The sequence below is a fragment of the Paenibacillus baimaensis genome (assembly GCF_025567575.1).
Genome location: NZ_JAOQIO010000034.1, coordinates 144,354 through 170,947 on the forward strand (window position 1 = coordinate 144,354; position 26,594 = coordinate 170,947).

The 26,594-nt window shown below is 45.2% G+C and carries 24 protein-coding genes and 1 pseudogene; 19 read left to right on the plus strand and 6 right to left on the minus strand.

The features are described from left to right. Positions 1-263 precede the first annotated feature (263 nt). The 7 genes from OB236_RS11680 (at position 264) to OB236_RS11710 (ending at position 9,504) form a co-directional block, all read left to right on the plus strand. On the plus strand, positions 264-2,024 hold the full coding sequence (locus OB236_RS11680) for a M91 family zinc metallopeptidase (protein ID WP_262684162.1): 1,761 nt from the start codon (positions 264-266) through the stop codon (positions 2,022-2,024). 295 nt (positions 2,025-2,319) lie between these two features. Beyond that, positions 2,320-3,207, plus strand: coding sequence for a LysR family transcriptional regulator (locus OB236_RS11685; RefSeq protein ID WP_262684163.1), 888 nt, complete (start codon positions 2,320-2,322; stop codon positions 3,205-3,207). A gap of 373 nt (positions 3,208-3,580) precedes the next feature. Continuing rightward, positions 3,581-4,420 carry a class I SAM-dependent methyltransferase gene (locus tag OB236_RS11690; RefSeq protein ID WP_262684164.1) on the plus strand — a complete coding sequence of 280 codons (840 nt, stop codon included), beginning with the start codon at positions 3,581-3,583 and terminating at the stop codon, positions 4,418-4,420. A gap of 16 nt (positions 4,421-4,436) precedes the next feature. Further along, positions 4,437-5,993, plus strand: coding sequence for an ABC transporter substrate-binding protein (locus OB236_RS11695; RefSeq protein ID WP_262684165.1), 1,557 nt, complete (start codon positions 4,437-4,439; stop codon positions 5,991-5,993). Between the two features lie 7 nt (positions 5,994-6,000). Then, complete coding sequence (locus OB236_RS11700) at positions 6,001-6,990, plus strand: ABC transporter permease (RefSeq protein ID WP_262684166.1); 990 nt, start codon at positions 6,001-6,003, stop codon at positions 6,988-6,990. After that, positions 6,987-7,823: an ABC transporter permease gene (locus OB236_RS11705; RefSeq protein WP_262684167.1), complete on the plus strand. Its 837-nt coding sequence runs from the start codon at positions 6,987-6,989 to the stop codon at positions 7,821-7,823. The genes OB236_RS11700 and OB236_RS11705 overlap by 4 nt, the downstream gene beginning before the upstream one ends. Positions 7,824-7,833: 10 nt before the next feature. Then, a complete protein-coding gene (locus OB236_RS11710; RefSeq protein WP_262684168.1) occupies positions 7,834-9,504 on the plus strand; it encodes an ABC transporter ATP-binding protein in 1,671 nt (556 codons plus the stop codon). Positions 9,505-9,715: 211 nt separating this feature from the next. Here OB236_RS11710 and OB236_RS11715 read toward each other — a convergent pair whose 3' ends face one another. Next, positions 9,716-9,898 carry a hypothetical protein gene (locus OB236_RS11715; RefSeq protein ID WP_262684169.1) on the minus strand — a complete coding sequence of 61 codons (183 nt, stop codon included), beginning with the start codon at positions 9,896-9,898 and terminating at the stop codon, positions 9,716-9,718. 153 nt (positions 9,899-10,051) lie between these two features. Between OB236_RS11715 and OB236_RS11720 the strand changes: the two genes are divergently transcribed. From OB236_RS11720 to OB236_RS11740, 5 genes are all read left to right on the plus strand, one after another. Then, entirely contained in the window at positions 10,052-10,690 is a 639-nt protein-coding gene (locus tag OB236_RS11720) for an exo-alpha-sialidase (RefSeq protein ID WP_262684170.1), read from the plus strand. Positions 10,691-10,867: 177 nt separating this feature from the next. Further along, positions 10,868-11,197: a PadR family transcriptional regulator gene (locus OB236_RS11725; RefSeq protein WP_076234441.1), complete on the plus strand. Its 330-nt coding sequence runs from the start codon at positions 10,868-10,870 to the stop codon at positions 11,195-11,197. Between the two features lie 14 nt (positions 11,198-11,211). Further along, positions 11,212-12,078, plus strand: coding sequence for a pentapeptide repeat-containing protein (locus tag OB236_RS11730; protein ID WP_076234442.1), 867 nt, complete (start codon positions 11,212-11,214; stop codon positions 12,076-12,078). A 12-nt stretch (positions 12,079-12,090) separates the two neighbouring features. Next, positions 12,091-12,852, plus strand: coding sequence for an ABC transporter ATP-binding protein (locus tag OB236_RS11735; protein WP_262684171.1), 762 nt, complete (start codon positions 12,091-12,093; stop codon positions 12,850-12,852). Continuing rightward, complete coding sequence (locus tag OB236_RS11740) at positions 12,853-13,620, plus strand: ABC transporter permease (RefSeq protein ID WP_262684172.1); 768 nt, start codon at positions 12,853-12,855, stop codon at positions 13,618-13,620. It begins immediately after the preceding gene. A gap of 87 nt (positions 13,621-13,707) precedes the next feature. Here OB236_RS11740 and OB236_RS11745 read toward each other — a convergent pair whose 3' ends face one another. From OB236_RS11745 to OB236_RS11755, 3 genes are all read right to left on the minus strand, one after another. After that, the gene (locus tag OB236_RS11745; RefSeq protein ID WP_262684173.1) at positions 13,708-14,913 is read right to left on the minus strand and encodes an MFS transporter; all 1,206 of its coding nucleotides are present in this window, start codon (positions 14,911-14,913) and stop codon (positions 13,708-13,710) included. A gap of 63 nt (positions 14,914-14,976) precedes the next feature. Then, positions 14,977-15,873: an SDR family oxidoreductase gene (locus tag OB236_RS11750; protein ID WP_262684174.1), complete on the minus strand. Its 897-nt coding sequence runs from the start codon at positions 15,871-15,873 to the stop codon at positions 14,977-14,979. A gap of 140 nt (positions 15,874-16,013) precedes the next feature. After that, entirely contained in the window at positions 16,014-16,991 is a 978-nt protein-coding gene (locus tag OB236_RS11755; protein WP_262684175.1) for an AraC family transcriptional regulator, read from the minus strand. 676 nt (positions 16,992-17,667) lie between these two features. Here OB236_RS11755 and OB236_RS11765 point away from each other — a divergent pair. After that, on the plus strand, positions 17,668-18,213 hold the full coding sequence (locus OB236_RS11765; RefSeq protein ID WP_262684247.1) for a cyclase family protein: 546 nt from the start codon (positions 17,668-17,670) through the stop codon (positions 18,211-18,213). An 88-nt stretch (positions 18,214-18,301) separates the two neighbouring features. Here OB236_RS11765 and OB236_RS11770 read toward each other — a convergent pair. Continuing rightward, positions 18,302-18,651, minus strand: a pseudogene (locus OB236_RS11770) (NAD(P)H-dependent oxidoreductase); the annotation flags it as partial. Positions 18,652-18,922: 271 nt separating this feature from the next. Here OB236_RS11770 and OB236_RS11775 point away from each other — a divergent pair. Further along, positions 18,923-19,297, plus strand: coding sequence for an ArsR/SmtB family transcription factor (locus tag OB236_RS11775; RefSeq protein ID WP_262684176.1), 375 nt, complete (start codon positions 18,923-18,925; stop codon positions 19,295-19,297). 99 nt (positions 19,298-19,396) lie between these two features. Continuing rightward, a complete protein-coding gene (locus tag OB236_RS11780; protein WP_262684177.1) occupies positions 19,397-19,543 on the plus strand; it encodes a hypothetical protein in 147 nt (48 codons plus the stop codon). Between the two features lie 530 nt (positions 19,544-20,073). Here OB236_RS11780 and OB236_RS11785 read toward each other — a convergent pair. After that, entirely contained in the window at positions 20,074-22,191 is a 2,118-nt protein-coding gene (locus OB236_RS11785) for an LTA synthase family protein (protein WP_262684178.1), read from the minus strand. Between the two features lie 314 nt (positions 22,192-22,505). Here OB236_RS11785 and OB236_RS11790 point away from each other — a divergent pair, with 314 nt between their 5' ends. From OB236_RS11790 to OB236_RS11805, 4 genes are all read left to right on the plus strand, one after another. After that, entirely contained in the window at positions 22,506-23,552 is a 1,047-nt protein-coding gene (locus OB236_RS11790; protein ID WP_262684179.1) for a multicopper oxidase domain-containing protein, read from the plus strand. Between the two features lie 18 nt (positions 23,553-23,570). Beyond that, entirely contained in the window at positions 23,571-24,788 is a 1,218-nt protein-coding gene (locus OB236_RS11795; RefSeq protein ID WP_262684180.1) for a ZIP family metal transporter, read from the plus strand. 23 nt (positions 24,789-24,811) lie between these two features. Beyond that, positions 24,812-24,991, plus strand: coding sequence for a twin-arginine translocase TatA/TatE family subunit (locus OB236_RS11800; RefSeq protein WP_076238134.1), 180 nt, complete (start codon positions 24,812-24,814; stop codon positions 24,989-24,991). Positions 24,992-25,539: 548 nt separating this feature from the next. Then, positions 25,540-26,496, plus strand: coding sequence for an endonuclease/exonuclease/phosphatase family protein (locus tag OB236_RS11805; RefSeq protein WP_262684181.1), 957 nt, complete (start codon positions 25,540-25,542; stop codon positions 26,494-26,496). Positions 26,497-26,594: the final 98 nt, after the last annotated feature.

Below are 26,594 nucleotides of genomic sequence, written 5' to 3' on the forward strand. Positions count from 1 at the left end.
CACCTGGAAGAGACAGCGGGGAGTGGTGCATCGAAGCACACCCGGGCAAACGGAATGTTAAGCTTTTCATGAAGAACGAACGCTCCTGCCACCGGGGGCGTTTTTTTGTGCGACTGGCCATGAGGCTGCTTTTCCCGATTGTCAATGCCTGGCACGGGTGCTAGACTGAATGGGACAACAAGGATAGATCGACAAGTAGAGATCGGGTGGGATCGCGCGGCAGGTAACCAAATTCAGACTTTTTTAATGAAAAGAGGGAACTTATGGAACGGACACGCAATCGGACTGAGGGACAAGGCAAGCGAAATAGCCCGGTCCGCCCCACGGAAACGAATCGGGATATCCCGGCTACGATGTGGTCGCATGTGCTGCAATTGCAGGAGACGGTGGGAAATCGAGCGGTCGGTCAATGGCTAACCCGTTCCCAAACCCCTTCGACGACGATTCAAATGATGAGAGACAGAGATACGTTTCTCACTCAACATACTCCTCGGGAAGGGCAAAACGAACTGCTTGAGCAGATTGCCGGGCAACTGGAGCAATACCGGTCGCTCAGCAGTGAAAACGACGCAAATGGTCAAATGCGACTGCATGCCTTGAAGCAATTAGATACGCATATCCACAGTTGGATGAATACATTCGTTGAAAGGAAGATCAATGAAGTTCCGAACGGCACCTTGCTGATGTCGTTGCTGAGGGAAAGCGAGGACGAGCACCACGAACTTGTTAAGGAAATCGCGCGGCAAGAAGCGCTTGTTCCGATCGACACGGCCGGCATGGGAGACGAGGCCATCGAAACCGTCCATACGATTTGGCGGGAAATCGTGGCGGGAGCAGGCAACATTAAAATTTTGGAAAAAACGGAAGGATTTCGTGACCGGATGTTGGCCGCTATCGCTAAGCTGCTGCAGGGGCCGAACGGCCGGAAGTTGATTGCCGAGCTGAATGCAGCGCAGGACAGCGATAAAAAACAGGTTATTTTGTCTTCCAATTTTGCCACAGAGTTGACTAACACCGGCATCGCTGATACGACTTCAAACGAGGCGATCCCGCGGAGCGATCTGGAATTGAAAGATAAACGCTACAGTTTCAAACCCGCTAAAGATGACGAACTGACGGGAGTAGATATGGCTGCAATTCCCGAGTACGGGGGAGAGGTGGGAGACGCCTCCGCAATCAATCGGTTTTTACATGAGAACCGCGGGCAGCCCTATTTCAAATTCAATGGCAAAGTATATAAGACCGGCCAATCAACGGGCAGCCTGGTACGCATTAACAACGAAGGGATGAAAAAAATGGTCGGCCAAGAGAACCAGGAAATTGCCACGCCGGAATTTGTCACGGTCGGCCATGAATTGGGGCACGCGTCCCGTTTCATGAAAGGGATGGTGCCTGATTCCTTTGTCGGCGTCGACCAGTTTGGCGTGGGAGGCAAGGCAGACAAGAAGCTGTGGCATAACTCCGAGGAATACCTGAATATTAATTCGGTGGAAAATGAGGTTCGCGACGATCATGGCATCGGCAAAAGAAAGTATCATGTTGGGTCGGTCGACGATGTGAATAAGCAGGTATTGCACGAGCGGTATGACCTGCGCCGTACGGCTTTGTTTAACCGGTTTGAATGGGCTGTAAGCCAATTATTCAATCATAGAGAGGCGAACAGAGTGCTCAGAGCCGAATTCGTGGAGCCGCAAGCTGATTTCGGCGACCCCGATGCCATAGCATTGCTGATGCGGCAGCTCGATGAGCTCGAACCGATTCTGTCCGCTTTGGAACCGTTGAAGGGCAAAACGCCGGACGCTCTGTACACTAAAGCTAATAAGGCCGTCAAAGTGCGGCTGGGCGATGACGAGCCATTTCAGGAGTATAAATTTTTATTCGAGCAGGCGATCGAAAAGGCGCCACTCGACGGACTTGCCGCAGAGCTGGGCCGATTGTATGAATTGGCGAAAGGACGGAGCATGAGCATGGAGTTCAAGGTGGCCTCATTGCTGGAGGATGTCGATTTCGACTTCACCTTTTAGGAAGAAGGAGGCAAAGCCCAACGAATAAGTAACTCCTGACTATTCGCACATTTGTCCGCCGGACTATTCAACCTGATTCCGGGATCTTTTCACCCAATCTTTCCAAAATGCCGGGAATTGGATCGAGTAAGGCAAATAGCGGGAAGAAGCATTCAAAAAGGATTTTGAGTGAGCAAACCCTTAGCATTTCAGAGGTTGGCTTTAGCGATGTTATCTTACTCGATACGAATTATTCATTCCAATGCATTTTATGTTATGATTTCAGTGACACGAAGGAATGAATGGAGAGTGCGATATGGAACTACTTCAACTACGATATTTTCTTACATTAGCTCGATTGGAGCATGTGACCGAAGCTGCGCAAAGTCTGCACGTTACGCAATCGTCACTAAGCAAAACGATCCAACGCTTGGAGGAGGATTTAGGGGTCCCCCTATTCAATCGAATAGGGAGGAAGCTGCGATTGAATGAGTACGGAAAAAGATTCCTTCACCGTGCAGAAAGAGCTTTGTTTGAATTGGAGCAGGGGAAGCAGGAGCTTAGTGATTTATCCAGCCCGGAATATGGCACACTCGAATTGGCGGTGACCGCCGCAAGCAAGCTGCCAAATATCCTTCGAGAGTTTCGGAAAAAGCGCCCCAATGTTCAATTTCATGTACAAATGCTGACAACACAGGAAATGGTTACGCTTCTTCATAGAGGAGAGGTCGATTTTTGCTTGTCTTCGCCTTCAATACAAGGGGACGACATTGAATGCCAAATCGTGTACTTAGACCCGATTCTAGTAGCTGTTCCCAAAGGGCATCGTCTGGCAGAACAAAGCAACGTATCCTTGGCAGAATTAAAGGATGAATGGTTTGTCGGTGTAAAAAAAGGCTACGGTACTCGCGATCTAGTGGACTCTATGTGCAAATCGGTTGGATTTGCACCTAAATACGTATATGAGGGAGATGAACCTGCTAGGCTAACCGCTCTTGTGGAAGCAGAAATTGGCATAGCTTTTATACCAAGTACAGCAAGAAATCCACAGGAACATATCTGTTATCTCAAATTAGAGGACCACGAGTTGGTCCGGGAGATTGCTTTGTTATGGCACAAGAGTAGATACATTTCGCGGATTGCTCAGGAATTCCGTAATGTAGTATTAGAATATTTTGGGTCGATATCCAAAGAGACAATGTAATCATGATGTACCACTAATCCATAATAAATACTGTCGAGGTGTCTCGACATTCTGAGTATGCGGTGATTTTGCCGCATGCTTTTTTACGCATTTATGAGCCCCTTATAGAACTCCGATACATGTCGCATCCACCGCTCATTCCTTTAAATCAATGATATTATTACATAAAATGCATTGGATCATAGATATGTTTTCAAGTAAGATACCAATAGGAATGATAATCATTTTCAATTAGGGGAGTTTAAAAAACTACATGCCAATCGTCAGAAAAAAAGGAGGAATTCTGCTCTCAGTTACCTTGGTTGGAGAAGTTTGATAGGTTTCGTGGATATAGTTTTGAAATACTAGTTAATACAATAATGAGGTGAGTACTATGTTAACTGTCAATATTAAGGATTGCTCCTCGTGGGATCAAGTCTGGCAACACACGCAAAAACAACACGGGGATCTAGCGATCACTATGTGGAATAACCGAGCGCAATCTTTTGCCGGGAACGTCCTTGGAGATGCGGGAAAAAAACGGACAGAGCCGATCATTCAATGGCTGGAGCAGCTTGGCGTAAGTTTCGAGGGCGCCACGGTACTGGACATCGGTTCCGGTCCTGGAGCTTTTGCCGTCCCTTTTGCCCTGCGTTCGGCTCAGGTGACGGCGCTTGATCCTTCTTCGGCGATGCTCGAACTGCTGCAGCAAAATGCACACAGCCACGGCGTCGTCATCGACGGAAAGGAGGCATTATGGGAAGACATTCATGTCGATCGTGAAGGCTGGAACCAGGCCTTTGATCTCGTATTCGCCTCCATGTGCCCGGCCATCAGCAGTTGGCAATATCTCGAAAAGGCGTTGCAATGCGCCCGAAAGTATTGCTTTCTAAGCATGTATGCTGGAAAAAGGGAGCATAACCTCATACGTGAGTTATGGCCGTTGCTGATGGGAGGAGAACAGCCAGACATGCGTTTGGATATCGTCTACATGCTGAATATACTCTATGCCCGTCAATATCAATTCGAGTTTCGCGTGTTCGAAGAACAACGTGACGTTCTGATGTCGCCTGAGGAGGCGTTGGAATCCATCATGAAATTACTGCCCGTTCATCGTATCCCGATTGTTGCCGACACGAAACAAAAGGTACAAAGCTACGTAGCAGAGAAATATCCGAATTCGGTGCCGATACAGACCGCAACACGATTTGGCCATATTCTTGTGACTTTATAGACTGGAGGGATTCAAATTGAAATCCGTTAAGATCATCGTTCTTTTTTTCTTTGCTATTGTACTATCAGCTTGCTCCCAAAAAGTGCCTGCCTCGGACGTGAATACAGTAAGCCAAGCTGCCCCGCTTGTCATCCGTTTGGCGGGCGGCGACTACGGTCTCCCGTCTCCGTTTACCCATTCCACACGAGGTCCGGGTTTGTACAATATGTATTTGCTGTTTGACGGACTTCTGGAAAAGGACGAGAAGGGTCTGATTCCGTGGCTGGCCACCGATTGGAAAATCGAAAAAGGCGGAAAATCCTATTTATTTACGATCCGTGACAATGTACACTGGCATGATGGCACCCTATTAACGGCAGAAGATGTCAAGTTTTCCTATGACTATTATTTGAAACACCCCCCTGTCCGCAATATGCTTGTCGAAGGAAAAGAAACGTTTGTGGAAAAAGTAGAAATCGTCGGAAAAAACCAGGTGCGAATTACCGTCAAGCAACCCAACGCCTCATACTTGGAGAAAATTGGATTTTCCATGAAAATTATCCCGAAGCATATTTGGGAAGGTGTTGATAATCCAGTCTCGATGACGGATCCAAAAGCGCTTGTAGGATCAGGCCCTTACACGCTTGATGATTACAATGGCGGACAAGGGACATATCGCTTCAAGGCGTTTGACCCTTATTGGGGTCCAAAACCTCGTGTCGATGTCATCGAACAAGTTCCGGTCAGCGAACCGGTATTGGCTTTTGAAAAGGGAGAACTTGACATCGCAGAAATTACTCCGGATGTGTTGTCCCGCTTTCAAAATAACCCGGAATATCGCGTGATCCAAAACCCACCATTTCATGGAGTGCGTCTCAACTTTAATATGGAAAAGCGGCCTGAATTGAAAGACAAAGCCGTCCGCCAGGCATTTGCCTATGCGATTGATCAGGCGGACTTGGTGGAGAAAGTGCTTCGGGGTGCGGGAATACCGGGAAGCGCCGGATATTTGCCTCAAGAACATCCTTACTACAACAACAAGATCAAACCCTATCCGTTTGATCCGGCCAAAGCGAAACAACTGCTTAACGGCAAGGAGCTTACGTTTAAACTGAACATCCCGAATACGGAACAAACCGTGCGGACCGCCGAACTGATCAAAATCAGTCTGAAAAAAGCCGGGATTGTGCTCAACGTTCAAACGTATGATACGAAAACAAACGATGAAATGGCTCGTAGCGGAAACTATGAGTTAACCTTGAGTGTGACAGGCGGCTGGGGAGGGGACCCGGATCTATTGCGCATGACTTTTGCTACGAATCCAAACAGTCAAGGCTCTTCAGGAACGATCGGTTATAAGAATGAAGCAATCAATCAACTGGCGGCCAAGCAAATGGTGGAACCGGATGAGAACAAGCGTCATGAAATCATCAACCAACTACAAGAACAGATTGCGGAAGAAGTCCCTGCACTCACGTTGTTTAACCAGAAATCGTATTTTGTGTTTCGTCCGAACAAATTTGACGGCTGGATGTACATGTATGATCACCATTACGCCCAACACAGCAAGCTGACTTATTTAACCAGAAAGTAGTGGAGCGATGTTCGTATCTTCGCGATTTATTAAAAAAATACTGCATTTTTTATTGGCCTTGCTGCTTCTCGTGATGATCAATTTTGCGATCCCACGGTTAATGCCAGGGGATCCGTTTCTAATGCTCAATACGGAGGACGGCTCGACCTCGGTTTCCTATACGGAAGAACAACTGTCACTCTACTATGCGTTCTACGGGCTTGACAAGCCGCTTCCAATCCAATTTGTGACCTACATTGGCGGTCTTTTTCATGGTGATTGGGGATACAGTCTATTTTATAAGAAAGCCGTGCTGCCGATGATCATGGATCGAATTGGCTGGACGCTATCGATGGTAGCTGCAGCGCTTGTGATCAGTACGGTTATCGGTTCCGTCTTGGGCTGTCTGTCGGCCTGGCAGCATAGAAAAGCAATGGATCAGTCCATGTATATCGTATTTGTCCTGTTAGCCGAAATTCCCGGTTTTATATTTGGCGTCCTCCTCCTCTTCTGGTTGTCTGCCACCTTGGACTGGTTTCCGCTTTCAGGCGGAAAAAGCTATTACCAATCATTTTCGAGTTGGGTGGAGCTTGCGGCGGATCGGGTGCATCATGCAGCGCTTCCAGTTTTGACGTTGTCTTTCTCGAGGGTCGGCGCATCCTATCTATATTCGCGTAGCAGCATGCTGTCAGTGCTGGATAAAGTTTACTTAACAACCGCAAGAGCAAAGGGGTTAAACCCGTCGACTATTATATTCCGTCATGCCTTTCGCAACGCGCTTCCGCCTATCGTAACCCGAGTTTTTCTCAGCTTGGGTACCGCGTTAGGCGGTGCTATTTTGGTTGAGAATGTTTTTCGCTATCCCGGTATTGGCCTGTTTATGCAAGAAGCGGTCATGCTGCGCGACTATCCGGTTATTCAGGGAATTTTTCTGATGTTTTCGTTGCTGGTGCTGTCGATGAATGCGTTCGCAGATTTTGTTCTAAGAAAACTGGACCCGAGGGTGAGCGCCACATGAGCATCCTCAGGTTTTTAAACCGCCTATCGATGAGCGGTAAGCTGGCGTTGCTTGTTTTCCTCTTGTATATTTTCGTAGCCGTTTTCGCCAATCTATTGTCCTTACATTCCACATATGAGCCCTCCACCAAAGCTCTCCAGCCGCCTGACAGAACGCATTGGCTGGGCAGCGACGATTTAGGAATTGATTTGTGGGCCCAATTGGTTCAAGGAACACGAACCAGTCTGCTTATCGGGCTAGGCACAGCATGCTTGGCCGGTATTGGTGGAGCGCTGCTTGGCATGCTGTCAGGGTATAAGGGTGGTTGGCTGGATCGGCTTATCATGCGATTGGCTGATGCGGCGCTGGCATTGCCTTCCTTGCCGATTATGATTGTATGCGGCGCATTTTTCGGGCCCAGCCAGTTCAATATTTTATTGATTTTATCCCTCTTTACGTGGATGACACCGGCTCGTCTGGTTCGAGCTAAAGCTCTCGCACTCAAGGAAGAGCCTTATGTGTGGTTGTCCCGCAGTTATGGTGCTTCATTGTGGCATATCATTACGCATCATTTTCTGCCGTCACTGACACCTTTAATGTTGGTAAGCTGCATGCGCTTGGTGAATCACGCTGTGATTGCTGAAGCCAGCTTATCCTATCTCGGTTTGGGCGATCCGCTATCCAGAAGCTGGGGATTGATTTTGCATCATGCAGTGCAATTTAAAAGCATCTATTACACGCCGTTTTGGAAGTGGTGGGTGGTTTCACCTTTGGCTGCTCTGTTATTATTTGTACTCTCTCTTGCTCTCCTTACCCGGGAGTTGGAGAAAAAGTCGGACTTTGTCCGCGAATAAGGAGGCCTCGATGTTTTCAGTCGCCGTTCAACATTTGAAAATCGCTTACCCGTCCCAAGCTAATCGGCAAAGGGCGATTTACGATCTGTCCTTCACGCTTCGCGCTGGTGAGCGACTTGGTCTTATCGGCGAATCCGGCAGTGGAAAAACGACAGTCGCCCGAGCATTGATGGGCTTGATCCGAGATGAACATATCCACAGTGGTGACATTTGCTATGATGGGGTTTCTTTCTTGAGGCTAAAAGAATCCGAGCGCAATCGCATTCGCTGGAATCAGGCTGCACTCATGTTTCAAAACGGATTGCACGTTTTAAATCCTGTTTTAACACTATCGCAACAAATCGTAGAACCTTTGATCAAGCACAAGAGTATGGATAAGAAAGCAGCGTATGCCGTAGCGGCCGATTACATACGGTTGGTCCAACTAGAAGAGGACATTATGGGCATGTATCCGCACCAGCTTTCCGGCGGCATGCGGCAGCGTTTTTTGCTCGCTATGGCGCTGGCCTGCGAACCGCAGTTGGTGATTCTCGATGAACCTACAACCGCTATGGATACACAGCTTAAGCAAGAGATCATAACCTTGATCGATACGCTGCAGCGACAATTCAGATTTGCACTTTTGGTCATTTCGCATGAATTCCCAGTCATTCAAAGCCTGACAGACAAGTTAATCGTGCTTGATCAGGGTCAGGTGATGGAAGAGGGGCATACAAGCGACTTATTGCAAGAACCACAACATCCTTATACCCTTGGGCTAATTCAGTCTTCTCCGGAACTGAATCCCTATCTTGACTTATGGGGCATTCCATCGCTGCGCCTGCCCCCTGTCCATGGTGGCTGTACGTTTTACAATCGCTGCACGCAAGCGATCGAACGATGTGCAACAGAACGACCTGAACTGCAAGATTGCGGTGAGGATAATCATCGTGTCTCCTGTTTACGCGGTGGTATTGTAACGTTGTTGCAGGCAAACAAAGTGAGCAAAAGGTTTGGGAAGCGCACTGCTTGCCATAACTGCTCGATTTCTATCCGTGCGGGTGAAGCTGTGGCGCTAATCGGTCAGTCCGGTTCCGGCAAATCGACGCTTGGCCTGATGTTGGCAGGATTATTACTCCCGGATTGCGGCGAAATTCTTTTTGAAAATGAACCAGTAAAAATGCAGCAAGTTTCAGCAAAAATGCACGGTATCCAGATGGTTTTGCAGGATCCCTATTCAGCAATTAGTCCTTCCTTTAGGGTCAAGCAGGCCATTCAGGAACCGCTGGATGTGCTCAAACAAGGATCTCAGGCAAACCGTTTAGAGCAAGTGAAGCTTTTGCTGCAACAGGTGCAATTGCCAAATCATGAAGGCTTTCTTGACCAAAAATGCAGCGAATTGAGCGGAGGGCAGCTCCAGCGCGTCGCCATAGCGAGATCCCTGATTTTGCAACCAAAGCTGTTAATTGCCGATGAAATTCACACGATGCTTGATCCTTCGACACAGGCCAATGTGATGCGTTTATTGAAGCGATTGCAGAACGAAAAAGGCTTTTCACTTATTTTTATTACGCATAACTTGAGCCTGGCTAGAAAAGTCGCCGACCGTTTCATTATGATGGAGCAGGGAACGATTATAGAAAATCAATCTGCACTCGAGTTTATTCATAAGAGAAAGGCTGTTGAAACGAAAAGTCCATAATTTTGAGTGATAGAGCGTCCTCCTTGATGATAGGATTTTATGGGCTATGACCCGTTTGTACTCCCATCGTACCGAGGTGCTTTTCTTTTTTCAAGAACGAAATTACTTTCATCATAAAGATGGTCCGCGGAAGCGGGACTATTAAAGTTCTCTTCCTTTTCACAACGGTTTTGATCAGACAGTTTGTTAGTCTCGGGTGTATCGACCAGAATCATTCGAACCGTTTCTTTTTTTCTTTGATGCTGACCTCCAATGTATCATCACCAATGGCTCGAGCCACATGCGCATCGACCAGCTTTTTGTCAGCGGAGGGGGCCGTGGACTGTGGCGATGCCGGTTGAATGGCTGCAGATGCAGACACAACTGTTGCAGAGGGTGATGTTATAGTATCCACAGAATTCACGAATGGAAGTTTAGGAAAGATTGGGAGAACCATAAAAAAATCATATCGATTTACCAAAAAAGAGCATCGTTCTCACCTATAAGTGTCGTTCATCCTGCTTTATCATAAATATGTAGCAGATAAACAACTTGCCCAAAGGATGAGGTGACCTTTTATGAAAATGAGATCGACGCAGAAAACGCAAAAAGAGTTTATTTTCGAGGAAAACGTTCCTTAGCAAGCTGCCATGCTTCCACACTTGTTGCCTTGGACAATAACGAGGTGTTGGTTTCTTGGTTCGGAGGTAAGGCAGAGAAAAATAGCGATGTGGCTATTTGGCTATCCAGACGGCTGACAGATGGCTGGACAAATCCTGTCTGCATTGCCGATGAGGAAGGAATTGCCCATTGGAATCCCGTTTTATTCCAGGGCATCGATAAACGTATATTCCTATTTTACAAAGTAGGCCACGAAATATCGGATTGGTTCACACGTGTCAGAGTGTCAACGGATGACGGGCATACGTGGAGCGAAGCCCGGGAACTGGTTCCTGGGGACAATCGCGGAGGGCGAGGACCCGTCAAGAATAAACCGGTCTTGTTAAATAACGGAGTGATAGCCGCACCTGCTTCTGTCGAGGGACCTGATCCTGAGAACGACGGGAAAGATATTTGGGAAGCATTCGTAGATTTATCCTCAGACAACGGCGATACCTGGCATGCCAGTGCCCGCGTGCCTATGGATTACGAGGCCTTGGTAGGGCATCAGCAATCCCGGGCTAAAGGGGTGATTCAACATAGCTAAGTTAAAAAACTGTTACTTGAGAAGCTGCACTAAAATTCTATCGATGATCACTCAATACCCGTTCTCCTCGGGTATTTTTTATTTCACATTATCCAAACTTAAAATGAGTAGTTTGCTTGAAATATTACCTTGACAGTCATAGTAGTATGTCGTATTATACAGTTGCGGGGTGATTAAATGAGTGAGAATAAAATTACATCCGACCTGCTGCGCGGACATACTGATACGATGATTTTGCGACTACTATCCGAAGCTGACCGCTATGGGTACGAAATTGTCAAGTTGATTGCGGAGCGCTCTGGCGGTGAATATGAACTAAAGGAAGCAACCATGTACTCCAGCGTTCGACGTCTTGAGGTGGAAGGTGATATCGAATGGTATTGGGGTGATGAATCGCAAGGCGGCCGGCGTAAGTATTTTCGAATAACCGAGAAGGGCACGGAATCTTACGCCCGCAACAAAAACAACTGGGAGTACGCAAAGCGCGTCCTTGAAAATTTATTATAAGGAGAGTGGATGTTTTGAATCAGAAATTGACCAACTATCTGAACGGAGTTTTTGCACCATACGATGGGGTAAAAAGCGTCGAGGAATTGAAGACGGATCTGCACTCCGATCTGCAGGAACGGTTCCGTGAACTTATAGAAGAGGGAAAGGACGATGAAACAGCTTTCGAGATGACCATCGATAGCATTGGCGATATCGAGCAAACGGTACAGGAGGTTTCTAACCTCTCCCGATCGTTGGAACGTCAAGTGGTGACCAACTTTAGCGCAAGCAATCTGCTAAAGAGTGATTTTGCCGGCGTAATTGCGCATAAAGGGGAATTTTCAGGGAGCGCGCTGCGAGGATCCGACTTTTCGAACGCAGACTTGACCGGCAGCACGTTTGCGGGCAGCGATGTGCGTGAAGCCAATTTCGATGGCGCAAACCTCACCGACTGCAACTTTTCTGCTCTGGACCTTTCGGATACGAGCTTCAATAAATCAATTCTAGTGCGCACCAACTACAGCTCGTCCGGTCTAGACCACGCAAAATTTCTAGATGTTAAATTAACGGATGTAAAGCTGAACACGACAGACCTTAGAAAAACAATATTCGCTAATTGTATTTTTGAAGGCGTGGAATTCAAATATTCCGATCTTACAGGTCAGTGTTTTGACGGGCAAACCTTTATTGGCGTCAAGTTTGAGAAGTCGGCATTGAACGAAGTTACGTTTAGAGGCTCGACATTAAAGAATGTGTCTTTCCATCCGGGGTTTACATTATTCAAAAAATATTATCGTGCCATCCAGACGATCTGCTTTGACGACGCAGTGATGGATAAGTTGACATATGCAGCGCTCAAAGGCATGGAAGCCGATCTATCGAAAGTTATTGTTAGATAAGGAGGAGAGAAGATGCAAAATAAGTCAATACAAGTGAAGGGATTGCAAAAGTCTTACAAAGAGCTTCAAGTCCTTAAGGGTGTAGATTTCGAGGTGGAGAAGGGCAGTATCTTTGCACTGCTAGGCTCTAATGGGGCGGGCAAGACAACGGTTGTCAAAATTCTCACCACGCTGCTTAAACAAGACAGTGGGACCGCACTAATAAATGGTTTCGATGTTGCGTCCAAACCTGACCATGTTCGGCAGGCGATCAGTTTGACCGGACAATATGCCGCCGTGGACGAATTGCTGACCGGACGGGAGAACCTAATCATGATTGCCAAGTTACGATACCTCGACCACCCACGTCAGGTTGCGGATGATTTGCTGAAACGTTTCGGATTGACAGAAGCCGCCGATCGCAGGGTGTCTACCTATTCGGGCGGTATGCGCCGGAGGCTCGACATTGCCTTGAGCCTTGTTGGGAAACCGCAGATCATTTTCCTCGACGAGCCGACCACGGGCCTTGACCCCGAGGCGCGAATCGAGGTTTGGAAGATTGTGAAGGATCTTGCAGGCAGCGGAACTACGGTATTCCTCACCACGCAGTATTTGGAAGAAGCAGAACAGCTCGCCGACCGGATTGCCATTCTACACAAGGGGAAGATCATTGCCAGTGGCACGCTTTCGGAGCTGAAAAAGCTATTCCCGTCGACAAAGGTGGAGTACGTGGAGAAACAGCCGTCATTGGAGGAGATATTCCTCTCCATTATCGGCAAGAAGGAGGGAGCATAAATGGAGACAGTAAACAAACATTTTTTTAACGATTTGGGTGTGATGCTCGGACGTTCCATGCGCCATATTTCTCGCAGTATGGACACCATTATCACGGTTACCGTTATGCCCATTGCGTTTATGCTATTATTCGTTTACGTGTTTGGCGGCGCCATTCAAACCGGAACGGATAACTATGTGAATTACCTGTTGCCTGGCATACTGCTGATTGCTATTGCTTCTGGGATCTCCTACACAGCTTTCCGTCTGTTTACCGACGTGCAACGAGGTATATTCGAGAGATTCCACTCCATGCCGATTTCACGTTCTACCTTACTGTGGGGTCATGTACTGACCTCTCTGGTATCCAACGCCATATCGGTTGTTGTCATCATTCTCGTAGCGTTGATTATGGGCTTTCGTTCCTCGGCCGGGATACTAGACTGGCTTTCGGTAATCGGCATACTCATGCTGTTTACGTTGGCTTTAACCTGGGTTGCTGCTATTGCCGGATTGACAGCAAAATCGGTGGATGGCGCAAGCGCCTTCTCCTACCCGATCATCTTCCTGCCGTTTATCAGTTCGGCGTTTGTGCCGACCGAGTCGATGCCTTCACTCGTTCGTACCTTCGCTGAAAATCAGCCGGTGACCTCCATTGTCGAAGCCATCCGCGCATTGTTGTCAGGCCAGCCAGTGGGCAATGATTTATGGACCGCTCTTGCATGGTGCGTAGCGATCTTGCTAGTAGCCTATTTCTTTGCAATGAAGGTGTATAAGAAGCGGTTTTGAAAGATGAATCACAGAGGGTGCCCCTTGCCATTTTCATGGCTTTTGGGACACCCTCTTTCTTTGATCTCTTTCAAAATTTGTACTCCATCAGCTTACAACCTCTTTGGGAGTTTCGTTACGAATCAGGCAAGCGGCCCCAAATCCGATGCCCAACACAAGTGCCAACAAAATAAAGGTGAGCGAGATGCTGTCCGTTCTCATACACTGAATCGCAATAATTGGCCCTAAACTCGTTCCCGCAAACAGGATAAACGTATAAACAGATACCGCGATGCCACGCAATTGTCCACCAAACTGACCCACAAGCGTTATGAGAGCTGGACCTACAAGAGCGATGCCCGCGTTAAAGATGACGCTCATAGCGACAAGCAACGTTAAGCTTGAGATTAGCCCAAAAGAGGCAAGTCCAAGTATGGCTAACAATAATCCTCCACGCAATAACTTCAGTGTGCCGAAACGCTCAGCAAGCAGTCCTGCAAAGGGTGAAATCAGCATGCCTATCACACCAACGGACCGAACATATAAAATTTCCTGTTGGCTTAACCCAAATGTCGAGCCGCTCAAATATGTGCCCAAAGCAGTCGACATGCTTACGAATGACATCAAAAGAACAAGCGCCACTAAATAAGCGAGTAGGAGGTTCTTACGGGTAAATACTTTCCTTATGTTCCGAATCGGTTCCAGGATGCTCGAATTGGCATCATGAAAATCCGCTTTAGGCAGGAATTTTAAAACCAGAACAGCAGTAATTGAATAAACCGCTGCCAGCAAATAGAATATAGAATTCCACCCATAATATTGGCTGATGATTCCGCTCATAACTTGCCCAACGATACCGGCAACCATAAATCCTGTTGTAATGAACCCGATCGCCGTCACCCGTTTTTGGGCAGGGTACATTTCAACAGTATAGGCAAGTGCAACAGGAGAGAACGTAGCGGCGGCGGCCCCCTGTAATCCACGTAGTACGATTATCCAGGAAAAGTCGCGAACCATGCCAATAAACAAGGATATGAAGGTTAGAACAATTAATCCGATAAAAATAACATTTTTACGACCATATTTTTCGGATACTGCACCATAGATGAGACAACCTATCGCAAATCCCAATGAGAAGATGCTGCCTGCAGCTGCAGCCTGCGTGGAAGATACTCCAAAGACATCCGAGAACAAAGGAATAAGTGGAATGGTAACGTACAAGCTAGACATGATAACCATGCCTGACCAACACAAAATGATTGTCATGAAGGTATAATTTCTTGAGGCATTGTTAGCTAATATGGCTTGTTTCATAAGAACACCTCTTTTTATCAAATCTATGCCGTAAGGCGATCCTACAAAACTTGACGTTCTACATTAGTTCTTAAAATATTCACCCTCCAGATCACGCAGAAGATCTGCATGCTCAGGCTTCCACCCGAGCAGTTCTTGGGTCAACTTACTCGAAGCCTGAATGTTCTGCGAAGCGAAATGCGCCAGCCAACCAAAGTGACCAGGAGCAGCTTCAATCGACTTGCTGATTACTGGCAAATCGAGGCGGCGACCGATAACTACTGCGATCTCGCGAATAGACACACCTTCCTCACCGATTGCATGCAGTTTGGAGCCTGCAGGAGCAGTTTCAAGTGCCAGACGGAAAAGTCGTGCAGCATCCAGTCTGTGCACAGCGGACCAGCGGTTTGAACCTTCACCCACATATGCCGAAGCACCTGTACGCCGAGCGACATTAATCAATGCCGGAACAAAACCGCCACGGTCACCATCGCCGTGTACCGAAGGCGGGAGCCTCAACACGGATACACGCACGCCTTTAGAAGCCAAGGAAAGAGCCTCCTCTTCAGAAGCGATGCGGTGCTTACCTGCAGTGTTGACATCAGGAGCATCTTCCTCTGTGCCAATTCGACCTGGTGCAAGATGAGCAATCACGGAAGTAACAACCAAAGGGCGGCCAGAATCGGCAAGCGCTGCACCGAAAGTCTGAACTGCATGTCGGTCCGTGAGTCCAGCATCTGCCATGTTAGAAAAGTCATGGTTGAAGGCAGTATGAATGACACCATCCGATACTTCTGCACCGCTTCTAAGGCTTTCGAGATCATCCAAAGAACCACGGTGTACAGATGCCCCGACTTTAAGGAGAGAATTGGCCGCTTCATCCGAGCGAGCCAGGCCAATAACTTCGTGCCCAGCTCTTAACAATTCACTTACAACGGCAGAGCCGATAAAACCTGTCGCTCCAGTTACAAAAATACGCATAATGAGATCCTCCTCTGAATATTAAATCTGCTTGAACCGACGAAATGATTAACGCGTAATCGGAATTCGTGGTTACAAGGTTACGTTTATTTTAGAACACATCCTATCCCAATGATTGCCTGTTCTGCTTCACTTGTTGCCTATTCCAACGGAAGATTCGAATCAGTAGTCACTTGTTGACGTAATCCTATAACGTCTCTTTTTGGCGGACTTCCAAAAAAGCGGCTGTAATCTCGACTGAATTGCGAGGGACTAGCATAGCCTACTAGATAGCATGCTGTTGTTGCGTCCATTGATTCGGATACCATTAACCGTCTCGCTTCATGCAGGCGAAGTGCTTTTTGATATTGTAATGGACTCATTGAAGTAATCGACTTAAAGTGAACTCGAAAAGTGGACTCACTCATATGTACCATTTCAGCCAATTCCGCAACTTTCATTTGATGGGAGAAATTATTGCGGAGCCAAGCAACCGCTTTTGTAACTAGATGCGCTTCTGAACCTGCAAAACCAAGTTCAGCGATCCGAGATCCAATAGGGCTGCGCAGGACGCGTATCAAAATCTCATCCATTACAAGGGGACCGAGCAATTTAGCATCGCTGGTATTGGTCAAGCATTCTACAAGTCTTGATGCAGCGTTAATCATTCCTACATCAGCGCTTAAAATATAACCGGCGCTCCATTTTGTTGCGGCAGGCACACCATGTGGATATACCCTGAGGGCTAATTCAGCAATTTTATGAGGGTCAAGAACCAGTTTCACACTTAGATAAGGTTCGAAGTGGTTAGCATGTGTGACCTTCAAAGCAATCGGCAGAGCAACAGGAAGCATAAGTATTTGCGATTGATTAAATGGATAGACATCTTGCCCTATTGTCACTGTCTTAGCCCCTTGTGCAACAATTAGCATTGAGGGCAAGTCGAAAGATTTCACATCGTCCTTATTTGCTCGAGAATAACGGCTCACGGACAAACCAGGAATGTGCTGGCTAAAGGTACCATCATATGGAGCTTGGCCACTAATCAGGGTTGCCAAGCGAACTGTTTCTACAGCAAGCGATTCCTTGATGCTACCGTTCGCAGGTGTAGCCAATGTATGTTCGGATTGGATCGTCATAACTACAAGAGCACCTCCAATGGCTCAATCCTGTATTGATTTTCAAATGTTTTGACATGCATTCACGGTCCATTAAAAACGCGACAATTTCGCTTCATCTTATCCCCTCTAAAGTAAAGTTTCTGTAACAGTGAGTATCGGAACTTGAAATCAGTATATCCAAGCTGTATATTTTAAACAATATGGAATCACATAAAGCTCGAAGTTCCTTTTACAAAAACAAAAACGGAACTTCATTTTTTAATTAAGGTTCTACGAAAGGGACAGGATAGTTTCATTGAGTATAATTACGTTGAACAATAACACAAGCATAGAAAGTGCACAGCCGTTGATTTGCCGAACGGATTTAAAACAGGAGATAAGATGCAACAGAAAGGGAAGTCAGTATTTAGAATTGAAGAAGGAAAAATATCACTTATTGAAGATTAGGGAAAACTCGAGTTGAATCGTAAGCCTCGCTGCTCCCATGAGTGCTTCCCAAAAGGGAGTAACAATCTGTCATGCGCCGTGGTCGTTGGAGTCAGACTAACGGATGGGCTCTATGGCACCATAGTTCATCGACCTTCCTCTCCCAGCCTGACGGATTCTACGATGACTAACGGGACACGATAGTTCAAGTCAAACAGAAGTGAAATTTGGATAATAAGCTTGCAGGAAAGGAGGCACCTAAGTGAGAGTGATCGATTTGTCGTTGCCGATTGCGCACGGCATGCCCGTTTATCCCGGTGATCCGGAGGTAAAAGTCAAAGTGACGCACACATACGAGTGTCACACTTGGGAGCTGCGGCAGCTTTCGATGGGTAGCCATACCGGAACACACGTGGACGCTCCTTCACACATGCACCCCGGAGCCACGACATTGGATGAACTGCCATTGGAGCGGTTTTTCGGATCATCGCGCGTAGTACGGATCAAAGACCCGACTTGGCCGGAAGGCCGTGGTCTGTTTTTTGCAGAATCCGTCGGTCTAGAATGCTTTGACCGACTCGCTACGCTGTGGCCACCGTTCGTCGGCGGCGAACTGTCTGAAGAGCTTGAGCGGGCGTTGTTAGGTATCGGAATTGTGACGTATACGGGGCTACAGGGCTTGGATCGTCTTCCCAGCGGAGTTGACTTTATGTTTTACGGATTTCCTCTGCGCATCGTCTGTGGCGACGGGTCCCCGGTTCGAGCCGTTGCGGTGCTGGAGGATGAACCGGCTGGGCTTGGAATGAACGCATAAAATGTCCAAGCGGAGAACGATAGTTCAATCAATTGAAACGGGATCTGCGACTGCTGCGGATCCCGTTTTCATTGCGATTTGGAAGCACTTTATAATCTTCTTTTTTAATTCCAGCAGATACAGCTAAAGCAGCTTTGCGATTCTTTAATTTATCGCCTCCATTTGAACCATAAGCCCACCCATAAGTCAAAACATCGTCAGCCATTTTTTAAGGAGAGGCGGACAATTAAACCAATATATAGGGAACTGCAAAACAAGATTACCATGTGATTCAACCAATTTTTGTTCTTTTTTCACGTCTATGCTTCCATCAGGGTAAGCCTTATGCAATTCGTGAACCGTATACTTTTCAGGATATTTTTTGAGTTCTTCTACCCATCGCTTATTAATTACGGATGTTTCTATGCTTGGGTGTGTCACGACAACAAGAGTTTTCAAAGATTAGTCCTCCTTAGTTCTTATTTAGTTCCTTTTTTTGAGTATATAGATTGCACTACGAATATGTAAGTATGCACTTTTAGTACAGGTACTGTCATAAAGGTGAGTGTCACCCCAAGCATATACACAAAATGTTGTTAACTCCGTATTATGATTATGAAACTAGTTTGAAAGACACTCCCCCTAGAGATCTTGCTTTTTAAAAGGATAACTGGTTACAATATAACAAATGATTAAACATTTAATCATTTGATTTAATGGAGGTGGAGGTTTGGGAAATGATCAACTCGATCTAGTTGCACAAAGCGATTTGTTGGAGAAGAAGAATGCTCTTTTGAATGAGATTCGTCGATCCACAAATATTTTTAAAGCGATGGCAGACCCTGTTAGGCAAGATATTTTAATGATGTTCATGCCAGCTAAACGAATGAATGTTGCACAAGTTGTGGAGCAATCTCATTTGTCCAGACCAGCAATATCGCATCATTTGAAAATTCTTAAGGAAGCAGGTATTTTAAGTTCAGCTAAGGTAAAGACGGAAGTTTACTACAGCCTTACGTTTGGAGACTCGGTTATTCAGCAACTTAAAACAATCGTTCATGCTGCCGAAAGCATAATAAATGACCCTGCTAAAGTGCTTGAATAGTACCTATGTCTTTCTTGTAACTTTGGAGAAAGTCTCTTTTTTCAGTCATAATGATTAAATACTTAAACGTTTGATCGTTAAATATCGGAGGGTGTTTTTATGGATTATTCCAAGAAAATTGTTTTAGTAACTGGTGCTTCATCAGCTTGTTCAATCAATGGCGCACCTCTTTCGATTGATCTTACAAATGCGAATTCATCTGAAAAAGTAAGCATTTCAGCCAGTACCGTACATGGCTGTGTATAGCGCTACGAAAGCTTACGTCTGATCATTTACTGAAGCATTGTGGGCAGAGTATAGAGATTGTGGTATTCAGATCGTTGCATTGTTTCGGGGGAAACGAAAAGTTTGTTTCATGTAACATCCGGTTCTGAGAATTTGAAAAGTAAGCGCATGGAGCCAATTGATGTTGTGAACGCGGCATTTAAGGCGGTGGAAAAAGATCGTAGCAGCATAATAGTTGGGCGAAGTGATTATTTAATGGCCCAACTACCACGTATACTACCTCGGAACAAAGTCATAAAATTCACAAGACGTTTATTCCAATCAGCTTTAGCTTCAAGTAAAATCAATCATTAAACTCCAACGGGACACGATAGTTCAATCAATTGAAAAGGGATCTGCGACTGCTGCGGATCCCTATTTGCGGACCGATGTGCAAAGGGTACCATGCATCGGTTCCATCATCATGTTCCCCCAGCAATTCATGCCCGATATGGATGTTGTCGGCCCAGCTTGAATGCATAGCTCTAGCCTACAGTTACACCTTGCCTTGATCAAAATAATGACTCTTCAGTGTGTGTGGTCATTTCCTGAGAATAAATATACTCGTTTGATTTTGCAAGGATCTTGTCTTTAAAATCTTTTACTACGATCTCAACTTTCCATGGATACTTGATAATGCTATCAGGTTGTATTTCAACAATAAGTTCATTCTTGCTGACCCAATTCGTAGACATCTTCTGGCCATTAATCTGTACGATACTGTTATAAGGAAGGTTACTGCCACCAACCTTTAGCAACTTCCCATCATTCAATACTTCCATTCGAATCTGGTCAATTACCATGTGGCCAGAGCCAAGTAAATAGTCATTGTTTTTAATCTTTTGTTTCATGTCGCTATATCCATGTTGGTCCCCAAATAGGATATCATATTGTAACTTTTCATATACTTTCAAATTATCTTTGCTGATTTTCATTTCTGCATAGTGATTTTCAGGAGGGATTATCGGTAAGTACTGCGACAATTGGTATAAATAATCAGTGAAGTAGTTGCCAGTCCTTTGTGATAAATTCAAAATGTAGGCTCCGAGAAACGAAGGGCTCATATTAAGGACTGTCTTTTCCTTAGGCAAGTAATTATTCCAAACCAGCACGGGGACACGGTACATCTTCTCAAGAAAATCAGGGTCGTTTTCTTTCAAGTAACCGATGTCCTTATAAGCTTTATAATCTTGGCCCAAGCTGGGCTGATGATCTCCGAAAAACACAAGAATTGTCGGCTCATCGAGCTTTTCATAATGCGTCACTAAACGTTTCAGCATATCGTCCACACCGAGAAGGCCTTGGGCATAGGTTTCAAGTAATCCTTTGGATTCTCCAGTAACTCCAGTAACTTCAATAGTATTTTCTTTGAACTTGCCAGGGTAATAGTGGTAATGGTTCTGCATGGTATTTGCAAATATAAAATCGGGACCTTCACTAGTAGTACTAGATTCTATGATTTGGTTAGCCACCTCCCGGTCTGCTAAGTAGGGCCCCTCATAATCGGGTTTGAAAAATTCCATCGGAATATACTTGGCAAATCCAAAGTTTTCATACACCTTTTTGCTGTTATAAAACCAGCTGTGAAAGGGGCTGATCGCTGTTGCCATATAACCTTGACGTGTCAAAATACTGCCTAACGAATCAATATCCTTATTCACATATTGGTTGTAAGGAATCGAGCCTTGTGGCAAGAAGCGCATTGTGTTCCCCGTGAGCACTTCAAATTCAACATTTGCCGTACCGCCACCGAATTGGGGGCTTAACAATGTGCCGCTGCTGTAAGTTTGAATCAATTCATGATAGAAAGGGAGTGGGTCTCGGCTAAATGAGATACCCTTGACTTGTGTCGCATCCCAGAATGACTCGCTCAATACGATTATAATGTTTGGTTTAATTTCCCCTGCTACTGGAACGGCCGGGAGGATTGAAGACATGACAGTACGAATAGATTCGCCGTCATAACCATCAGGCTTGTTAAGGAAAAGGAACTTCAAGTTCATAACCGTCGATAGGAGAAAGCCATTGGCACGGACATTTTCTGCCTGATCCCAGGCCAAATTTTGGACGTTAGCCAATTTCTTTATTGATATGTATTCGTCAGTATAAATGGATGCTAGTAGGAAGAGTGAAGCGATTCCCATGATTGAGCGGTGTTTCCAATTTACTGTAAGAGCAAACCATGGCAGCTTGTAAAGCAGTAGAACGTTGATGGTGATAAATGAGACTAAACCTGATACTACCGTGAAGTTAAGAAAGCCAGCCACATAGGGTGCCATGTCTTTGGTTTCATTGGTTAGTAACAAATCCCATGGCAAGAAGGGTACACCCAAAATAGCCAATTTGATTCCACTGACTGTTCCAAAAACTAAACAAACCGTACTGACCAACCAAAACGAGAGATGGACTTTCCCTGTTGCCGCTGTTGCCAGTAATAACAAACCCAGCACCACAATGATATTGAGTAATAGCTCTGGTATGGCACGAAGCGACCACTCCAAAGATTCTCCCCATTGACCTCTGCTCATTAGTTCCACCAGGAACACTACCCAAAACGACAATAAGATGAAGGGGAGCCGTTTTGCAGCATTCCATCCAACATTTTGAACTGCGACTTGCAGTTCTCCCATATTATAACACCACACTTAACATATTAATATTTTGTAAACGTCATCTTTAGTATACCATACTTACTTTGCAGATTAATGTATGTCTTAAACCATACTTTTCAGCAGGAGCATAAACGGATTCGGCTCTACGATATCCCACTTTAATTTTTTTGTTAAAGATCAAAAAAAGTATTTACAAAAAACGCACTACAGCATATAGTTATTTATATAAGTTTCCTAAGGGAAACAAAATGGCATTAGACTAAAAGTATTGGTGCTGGCATAAACTTATTTATCTGTGAATAGGCTGCCTAACTTGGGATGGAGGGTCCATGATGAAGGATAGTAAAAATTGGTCCAGAAGGGCGATTGTCAAAGCTGGAGTGGCTGGTGCTGCTGCTTTTATTGGATCTACGTGGCTTTCACCAAACTTCTGGGCTGCGAAATCGGCATTGGCAACGGGCACGCATGAGAATCATTTATTGCCCAATTCACCGAATTCGCAACTGCATAAGGGAATGAAGCACGGGTACGATCCTGGAACAGAAGTAACAGAAGGACTTATAGCTGCAAGAAATGCCCTTACTTCTTTTGATTATGGCAAGGTGAGCACATCTGTTGATGGAAAAACGATTCGCGATTATGAAATGGTTGCAGTCGAGCAAGAAGTAGAAATTGCTAAGGGCATCAAGTTTCCGGGTTGGACTTATAATGGAACGATACCAGGCCCAACGCTAAGGTGCACAGAGGGTGATATCGTTCGCGTAAAATTTTACAACAACTCCACGCACCCGCACTCCATACATTTCCATGGTATCCACCCAACAAGTATGGATGGATTGGAGTCCGTAATGCCTGGTGAGACCTTTGTATATGAGTTCGCAGCAAAACCGGCAGGTATGCAAGTTTATCATTGCCATGTCGCACCCCTACGTAGGCACATCCATAAAGGGTTATACGGTAATTTCATTATCGACCCGAAGAAACCGCGAATAGCTGCTAAAGAGTTTAATATGGTTATGAACGGCTATGATCTGGATTTGGATGGTGAGAACGAGATATACACAGTAAATGGGTATGCATTTGCCTACCAACAGGAGCCCATCCGGGTAAAGGCAGGGGAATTAGTCCGTATTTATTTAAGCAATCTTACAGAGTTTGATTTGATCAATTCTTTTCATTTACATGCGAATTACTTTAATTATTATGCTACAGGTGCAGATCCGGAAGCGCGACCACAATTTACCGACACCATCATGCAGTGTCAAGGGGAACGCGGGATTTTAGAAATTACTTTTCCTGAGCCAGGCCGTTATATGTTTCATGCGCATCAAAGTGAATTTGCTGAGTTAGGTTGGATGGGCTTTTTCTTAGCTGAATAGTGGAAGGAGGACAACGATATGAATCCTGTTGAAACTCATACCCAAGGTTCTCGAATGGGTGGTGGATGGAGTTTTAAAACAATTGTATTGGGGCTATTACCGCTTATCCTGTTGGCAGCAATTGTTGGTTTTGTTGCTAAAGTGGGAACGGGAATAGAAGGAGAAGCAGCAGCGCCAATCGAACAATTGAATGTGGAACGGATTAAAATGAATACAGATGGATTCGTAGTTACGGTACTTAACTCCGGTCCGGAAGCCCTAACCATTGCACAGACGATCGTTGATGACTCTTTTTGGAACGCTTCCTATGAACCAGGGCCTACCTTGGATCGTTTTGGCAGAGGCACGATAACCATACCGTATCCCTGGGTTTATGGAGACCCTCATCAAATCAAGTTTATTACTACTAAAGGATTGATTTTTATTGGAGAAGTTGCTGTTGGTGCACCAACTCCAGAGCCTGACTCGAAACGTTTTTCCCAGTATGCTTTAATTGGTTTTTACGTGGGCATCATCCCAGTTGGATTGGGGCTTCTATGGTATCCTTTCATGAGGAGGTTTTCGGTTAGAGGGACGCAAGCGGTATTAGCTTTTACGGTTGGATTATTAGTTTTTCTTGTTGTAGATACATTCGAAGAAGGGTTTGAACTTGCTGCAAAAAGTCCCGGTATGTTTCAGGGAAGTGGTCTTGTCTGGTTCGGGGCACTGCTGAGCTTGCTGTTCCTGCTGGCTGTAGACCAAATGAACGAAAGACGAATGGATCGTGGACTGCGGGAAGGACGCAGCGTTTCATATAAGCTGGCAACCGGCATAGGCTTGCATAATTTTGGCGAGGGATTAGCGATTGGGGCAGCTTTTGCGGCAGGAGAGGCTGCATTGGGCACATTTTTAATTATCGGCTTTACACTTCATAATATCACTGAAGGGGTTGGAATTGCCGCTCCATTGCTCAAGGATAAGCCGACCTTGAAAACATTTGTATTTCTTGCCCTGATCGCAGGTGGACCGGCGATTCTGGGAACATGGACAGGAGGATTTTTGTTCAATGACACGCTGGCTGCTTTATTCTTTGGAATTGGCGCAGGTGCTATTCTACAAGTCATATTGGTTATCTCCAGAATGATTTGGAAAGAGTCTATTGAACATCGCATGGCATCTGTTTCGTGGTCCAATTTTATGGGTATAGCCTTAGGAATATTTCTGATGTATGTGACAGCAATGCTCGTTAAATTCTAGTTTGAACAGAGGAGGATGGAAAAATGATTGGGAATATAGGAGTTGGAGGCATTTTGCTTATAGTTACTACGGCATTGGTTATGTTTGGTCCATCTAAGCTTCCCCAGCTTGGCAGGGCTGTCGGTACTACAATTAGAGAATTTCGTCAAGGAACGCAGAATCTTTTAGAAGATAAAGCTTCTTCTGATGATGAAAAAAAATAATTGGCTGTAAAGGCATTACACTTGAACAAAGACTGGAACTAATATTCTGGTCTTTTTTTATGCCTCAAAGAGTCACCGATTTGATGAATTGCATCAACAATCATGAATTCGATAGATGGGTCACCTCCGATAACATTAACCCCGTATGCTGTTTCATGATTTTAACATTATTAAACTATGTATCATAGTCTTTTATGGTGGCATGACCATTCATCTTAGCCCATGGCAAAGAGCCGTTTTTCGTTCATCGGCAAGCTGTGCTTAAAAAAGCCGGTATTGATTATAGACGGTAACTCCAAAAATCGTTACGATAAAATTGTCGATTTTATCGGCTTAATGGAGGAACCTGGAATGAAGTTAATCAAATCGAATTACTATCATAAAATGATTCTATTTTCTATTTTTCTTATTTTGAGCAGCGGTGGCTCTCTGACACTGAAATATTCACATTTACATAAAATTTATCAAAGTAGTAGTAAAACTGCCGTTTCCATTCTCTATTAATTCCATATATTATTCATAAATTAATAGAATGGAGTGAATTGGAAATGAGTTCTAAAAGTAATCTTAAGGTTTCGTTTCTAACGTGGAATATTTATCAAGGTTTTGATGTTGCACCATTGTTTGCTGCGTCCCCACAGCAAATCCCTGTAGTTGTAACACAAGTCTTTAGGCAATCTCTTGCGACAAATTTTCCTGATCGTGCCGAGGCAATCGCTAAAGCTATCGCTTCGGAAAAACCTGATCTTATCGGTTTGCAAGAAGCGGTGCAGGTGAAACTAGTTATTCCAACTTTCAAAACCGTAACCTATGACTTTATAAATATATTATTAAAAGCGTTAGAGGAACGAGGTTTGAAATACGAAGTTGCGGCTCGTAATAATAATGCACAGGCGGAACTTCCAGACAGCAATGGAAATTTAGTTAAATTTTTGGAAAGGGATGCAATCCTGATTCGTAAAGACCATAAATTGGACGTAAAAAGAAGGCTGGAAGCTAATTTCCAAACAAATTTAACTGTATCCTTAGCAGGACAACCTTTTACAATACTCCGAGGATGGTCTTCTATAGATGTTAAGATTGATGGACAAGTTTTCAGGATGATTAATACACGTTTGGATCCAACTGCTGAAGCCATACGGAATGCCCAAGCAAAAGAAATTATTCAAGGACCTGCAAACACGAGTTTACCGGTAGTCATTACGGGAGATTTGAACGCCATTCCTAATAGCTCTACTTATAATCTGTTTATTAATGCTGGCTTTAAAGATACATGGAATAAAGTGGGTGAAGGACCAGGGGTTACCCATGAACAGAGTCCTGATCTATTAAATGCAGTTTCTTTGTTGACTGAAAGAGTCGACTATATTTTATTTAAAAACGGCTGGAAACCTATTGAAGCAGAATTAGTTGGTGAATGGCAGAACGACCGAACTAAAACAGGGCTTTGGCCATCTGATCACGCAGGAGTATCTGCAAATTTACGTTATAGAGGATCATCATGACCCTCACCGTGATGAAAGCAGCAGTTAACATTTGTACAAGAATGAAAAGACCATTTTTTATTAAAAAGACGGTCTTTTGTGCGCTTGGAAGTGCATCG

What these genes read in the sequence shown, in the direction of transcription:
- OB236_RS11680 (WP_262684162.1), top strand. Translation starts at nt 264, where the DNA reads ATGGAACGGACACGCAATCGGACTGAGGGACAAGGCAAGCGAAATAGC.
- OB236_RS11685 (WP_262684163.1), top strand. Translation starts at nt 2,320, where the DNA reads ATGGAACTACTTCAACTACGATATTTTCTTACATTAGCTCGATTGGAG.
- OB236_RS11690 (WP_262684164.1), top strand. Translation starts at nt 3,581, where the DNA reads ATGTTAACTGTCAATATTAAGGATTGCTCCTCGTGGGATCAAGTCTGG.
- OB236_RS11700 (WP_262684166.1), top strand. Translation starts at nt 6,001, where the DNA reads ATGTTCGTATCTTCGCGATTTATTAAAAAAATACTGCATTTTTTATTG.
- OB236_RS11705 (WP_262684167.1), top strand. Translation starts at nt 6,987, where the DNA reads ATGAGCATCCTCAGGTTTTTAAACCGCCTATCGATGAGCGGTAAGCTG.
- OB236_RS11710 (WP_262684168.1), top strand. Translation starts at nt 7,834, where the DNA reads ATGTTTTCAGTCGCCGTTCAACATTTGAAAATCGCTTACCCGTCCCAA.
- OB236_RS11725 (WP_076234441.1), top strand. Translation starts at nt 10,868, where the DNA reads ATGAGTGAGAATAAAATTACATCCGACCTGCTGCGCGGACATACTGAT.
- OB236_RS11735 (WP_262684171.1), top strand. Translation starts at nt 12,091, where the DNA reads ATGCAAAATAAGTCAATACAAGTGAAGGGATTGCAAAAGTCTTACAAA.
- OB236_RS11740 (WP_262684172.1), top strand. Translation starts at nt 12,853, where the DNA reads ATGGAGACAGTAAACAAACATTTTTTTAACGATTTGGGTGTGATGCTC.
- OB236_RS11745 (WP_262684173.1), bottom strand. Translation starts at nt 14,913, where the DNA reads ATGAAACAAGCCATATTAGCTAACAATGCCTCAAGAAATTATACCTTC.
- OB236_RS11750 (WP_262684174.1), bottom strand. Translation starts at nt 15,873, where the DNA reads ATGCGTATTTTTGTAACTGGAGCGACAGGTTTTATCGGCTCTGCCGTT.
- OB236_RS11755 (WP_262684175.1), bottom strand. Translation starts at nt 16,991, where the DNA reads ATGACGATCCAATCCGAACATACATTGGCTACACCTGCGAACGGTAGC.
- OB236_RS11780 (WP_262684177.1), top strand. Translation starts at nt 19,397, where the DNA reads ATGGATTATTCCAAGAAAATTGTTTTAGTAACTGGTGCTTCATCAGCT.
- OB236_RS11785 (WP_262684178.1), bottom strand. Translation starts at nt 22,191, where the DNA reads ATGGGAGAACTGCAAGTCGCAGTTCAAAATGTTGGATGGAATGCTGCA.
- OB236_RS11790 (WP_262684179.1), top strand. Translation starts at nt 22,506, where the DNA reads ATGAAGGATAGTAAAAATTGGTCCAGAAGGGCGATTGTCAAAGCTGGA.
- OB236_RS11795 (WP_262684180.1), top strand. Translation starts at nt 23,571, where the DNA reads ATGAATCCTGTTGAAACTCATACCCAAGGTTCTCGAATGGGTGGTGGA.
- OB236_RS11800 (WP_076238134.1), top strand. Translation starts at nt 24,812, where the DNA reads ATGATTGGGAATATAGGAGTTGGAGGCATTTTGCTTATAGTTACTACG.
- OB236_RS11805 (WP_262684181.1), top strand. Translation starts at nt 25,540, where the DNA reads ATGAGTTCTAAAAGTAATCTTAAGGTTTCGTTTCTAACGTGGAATATT.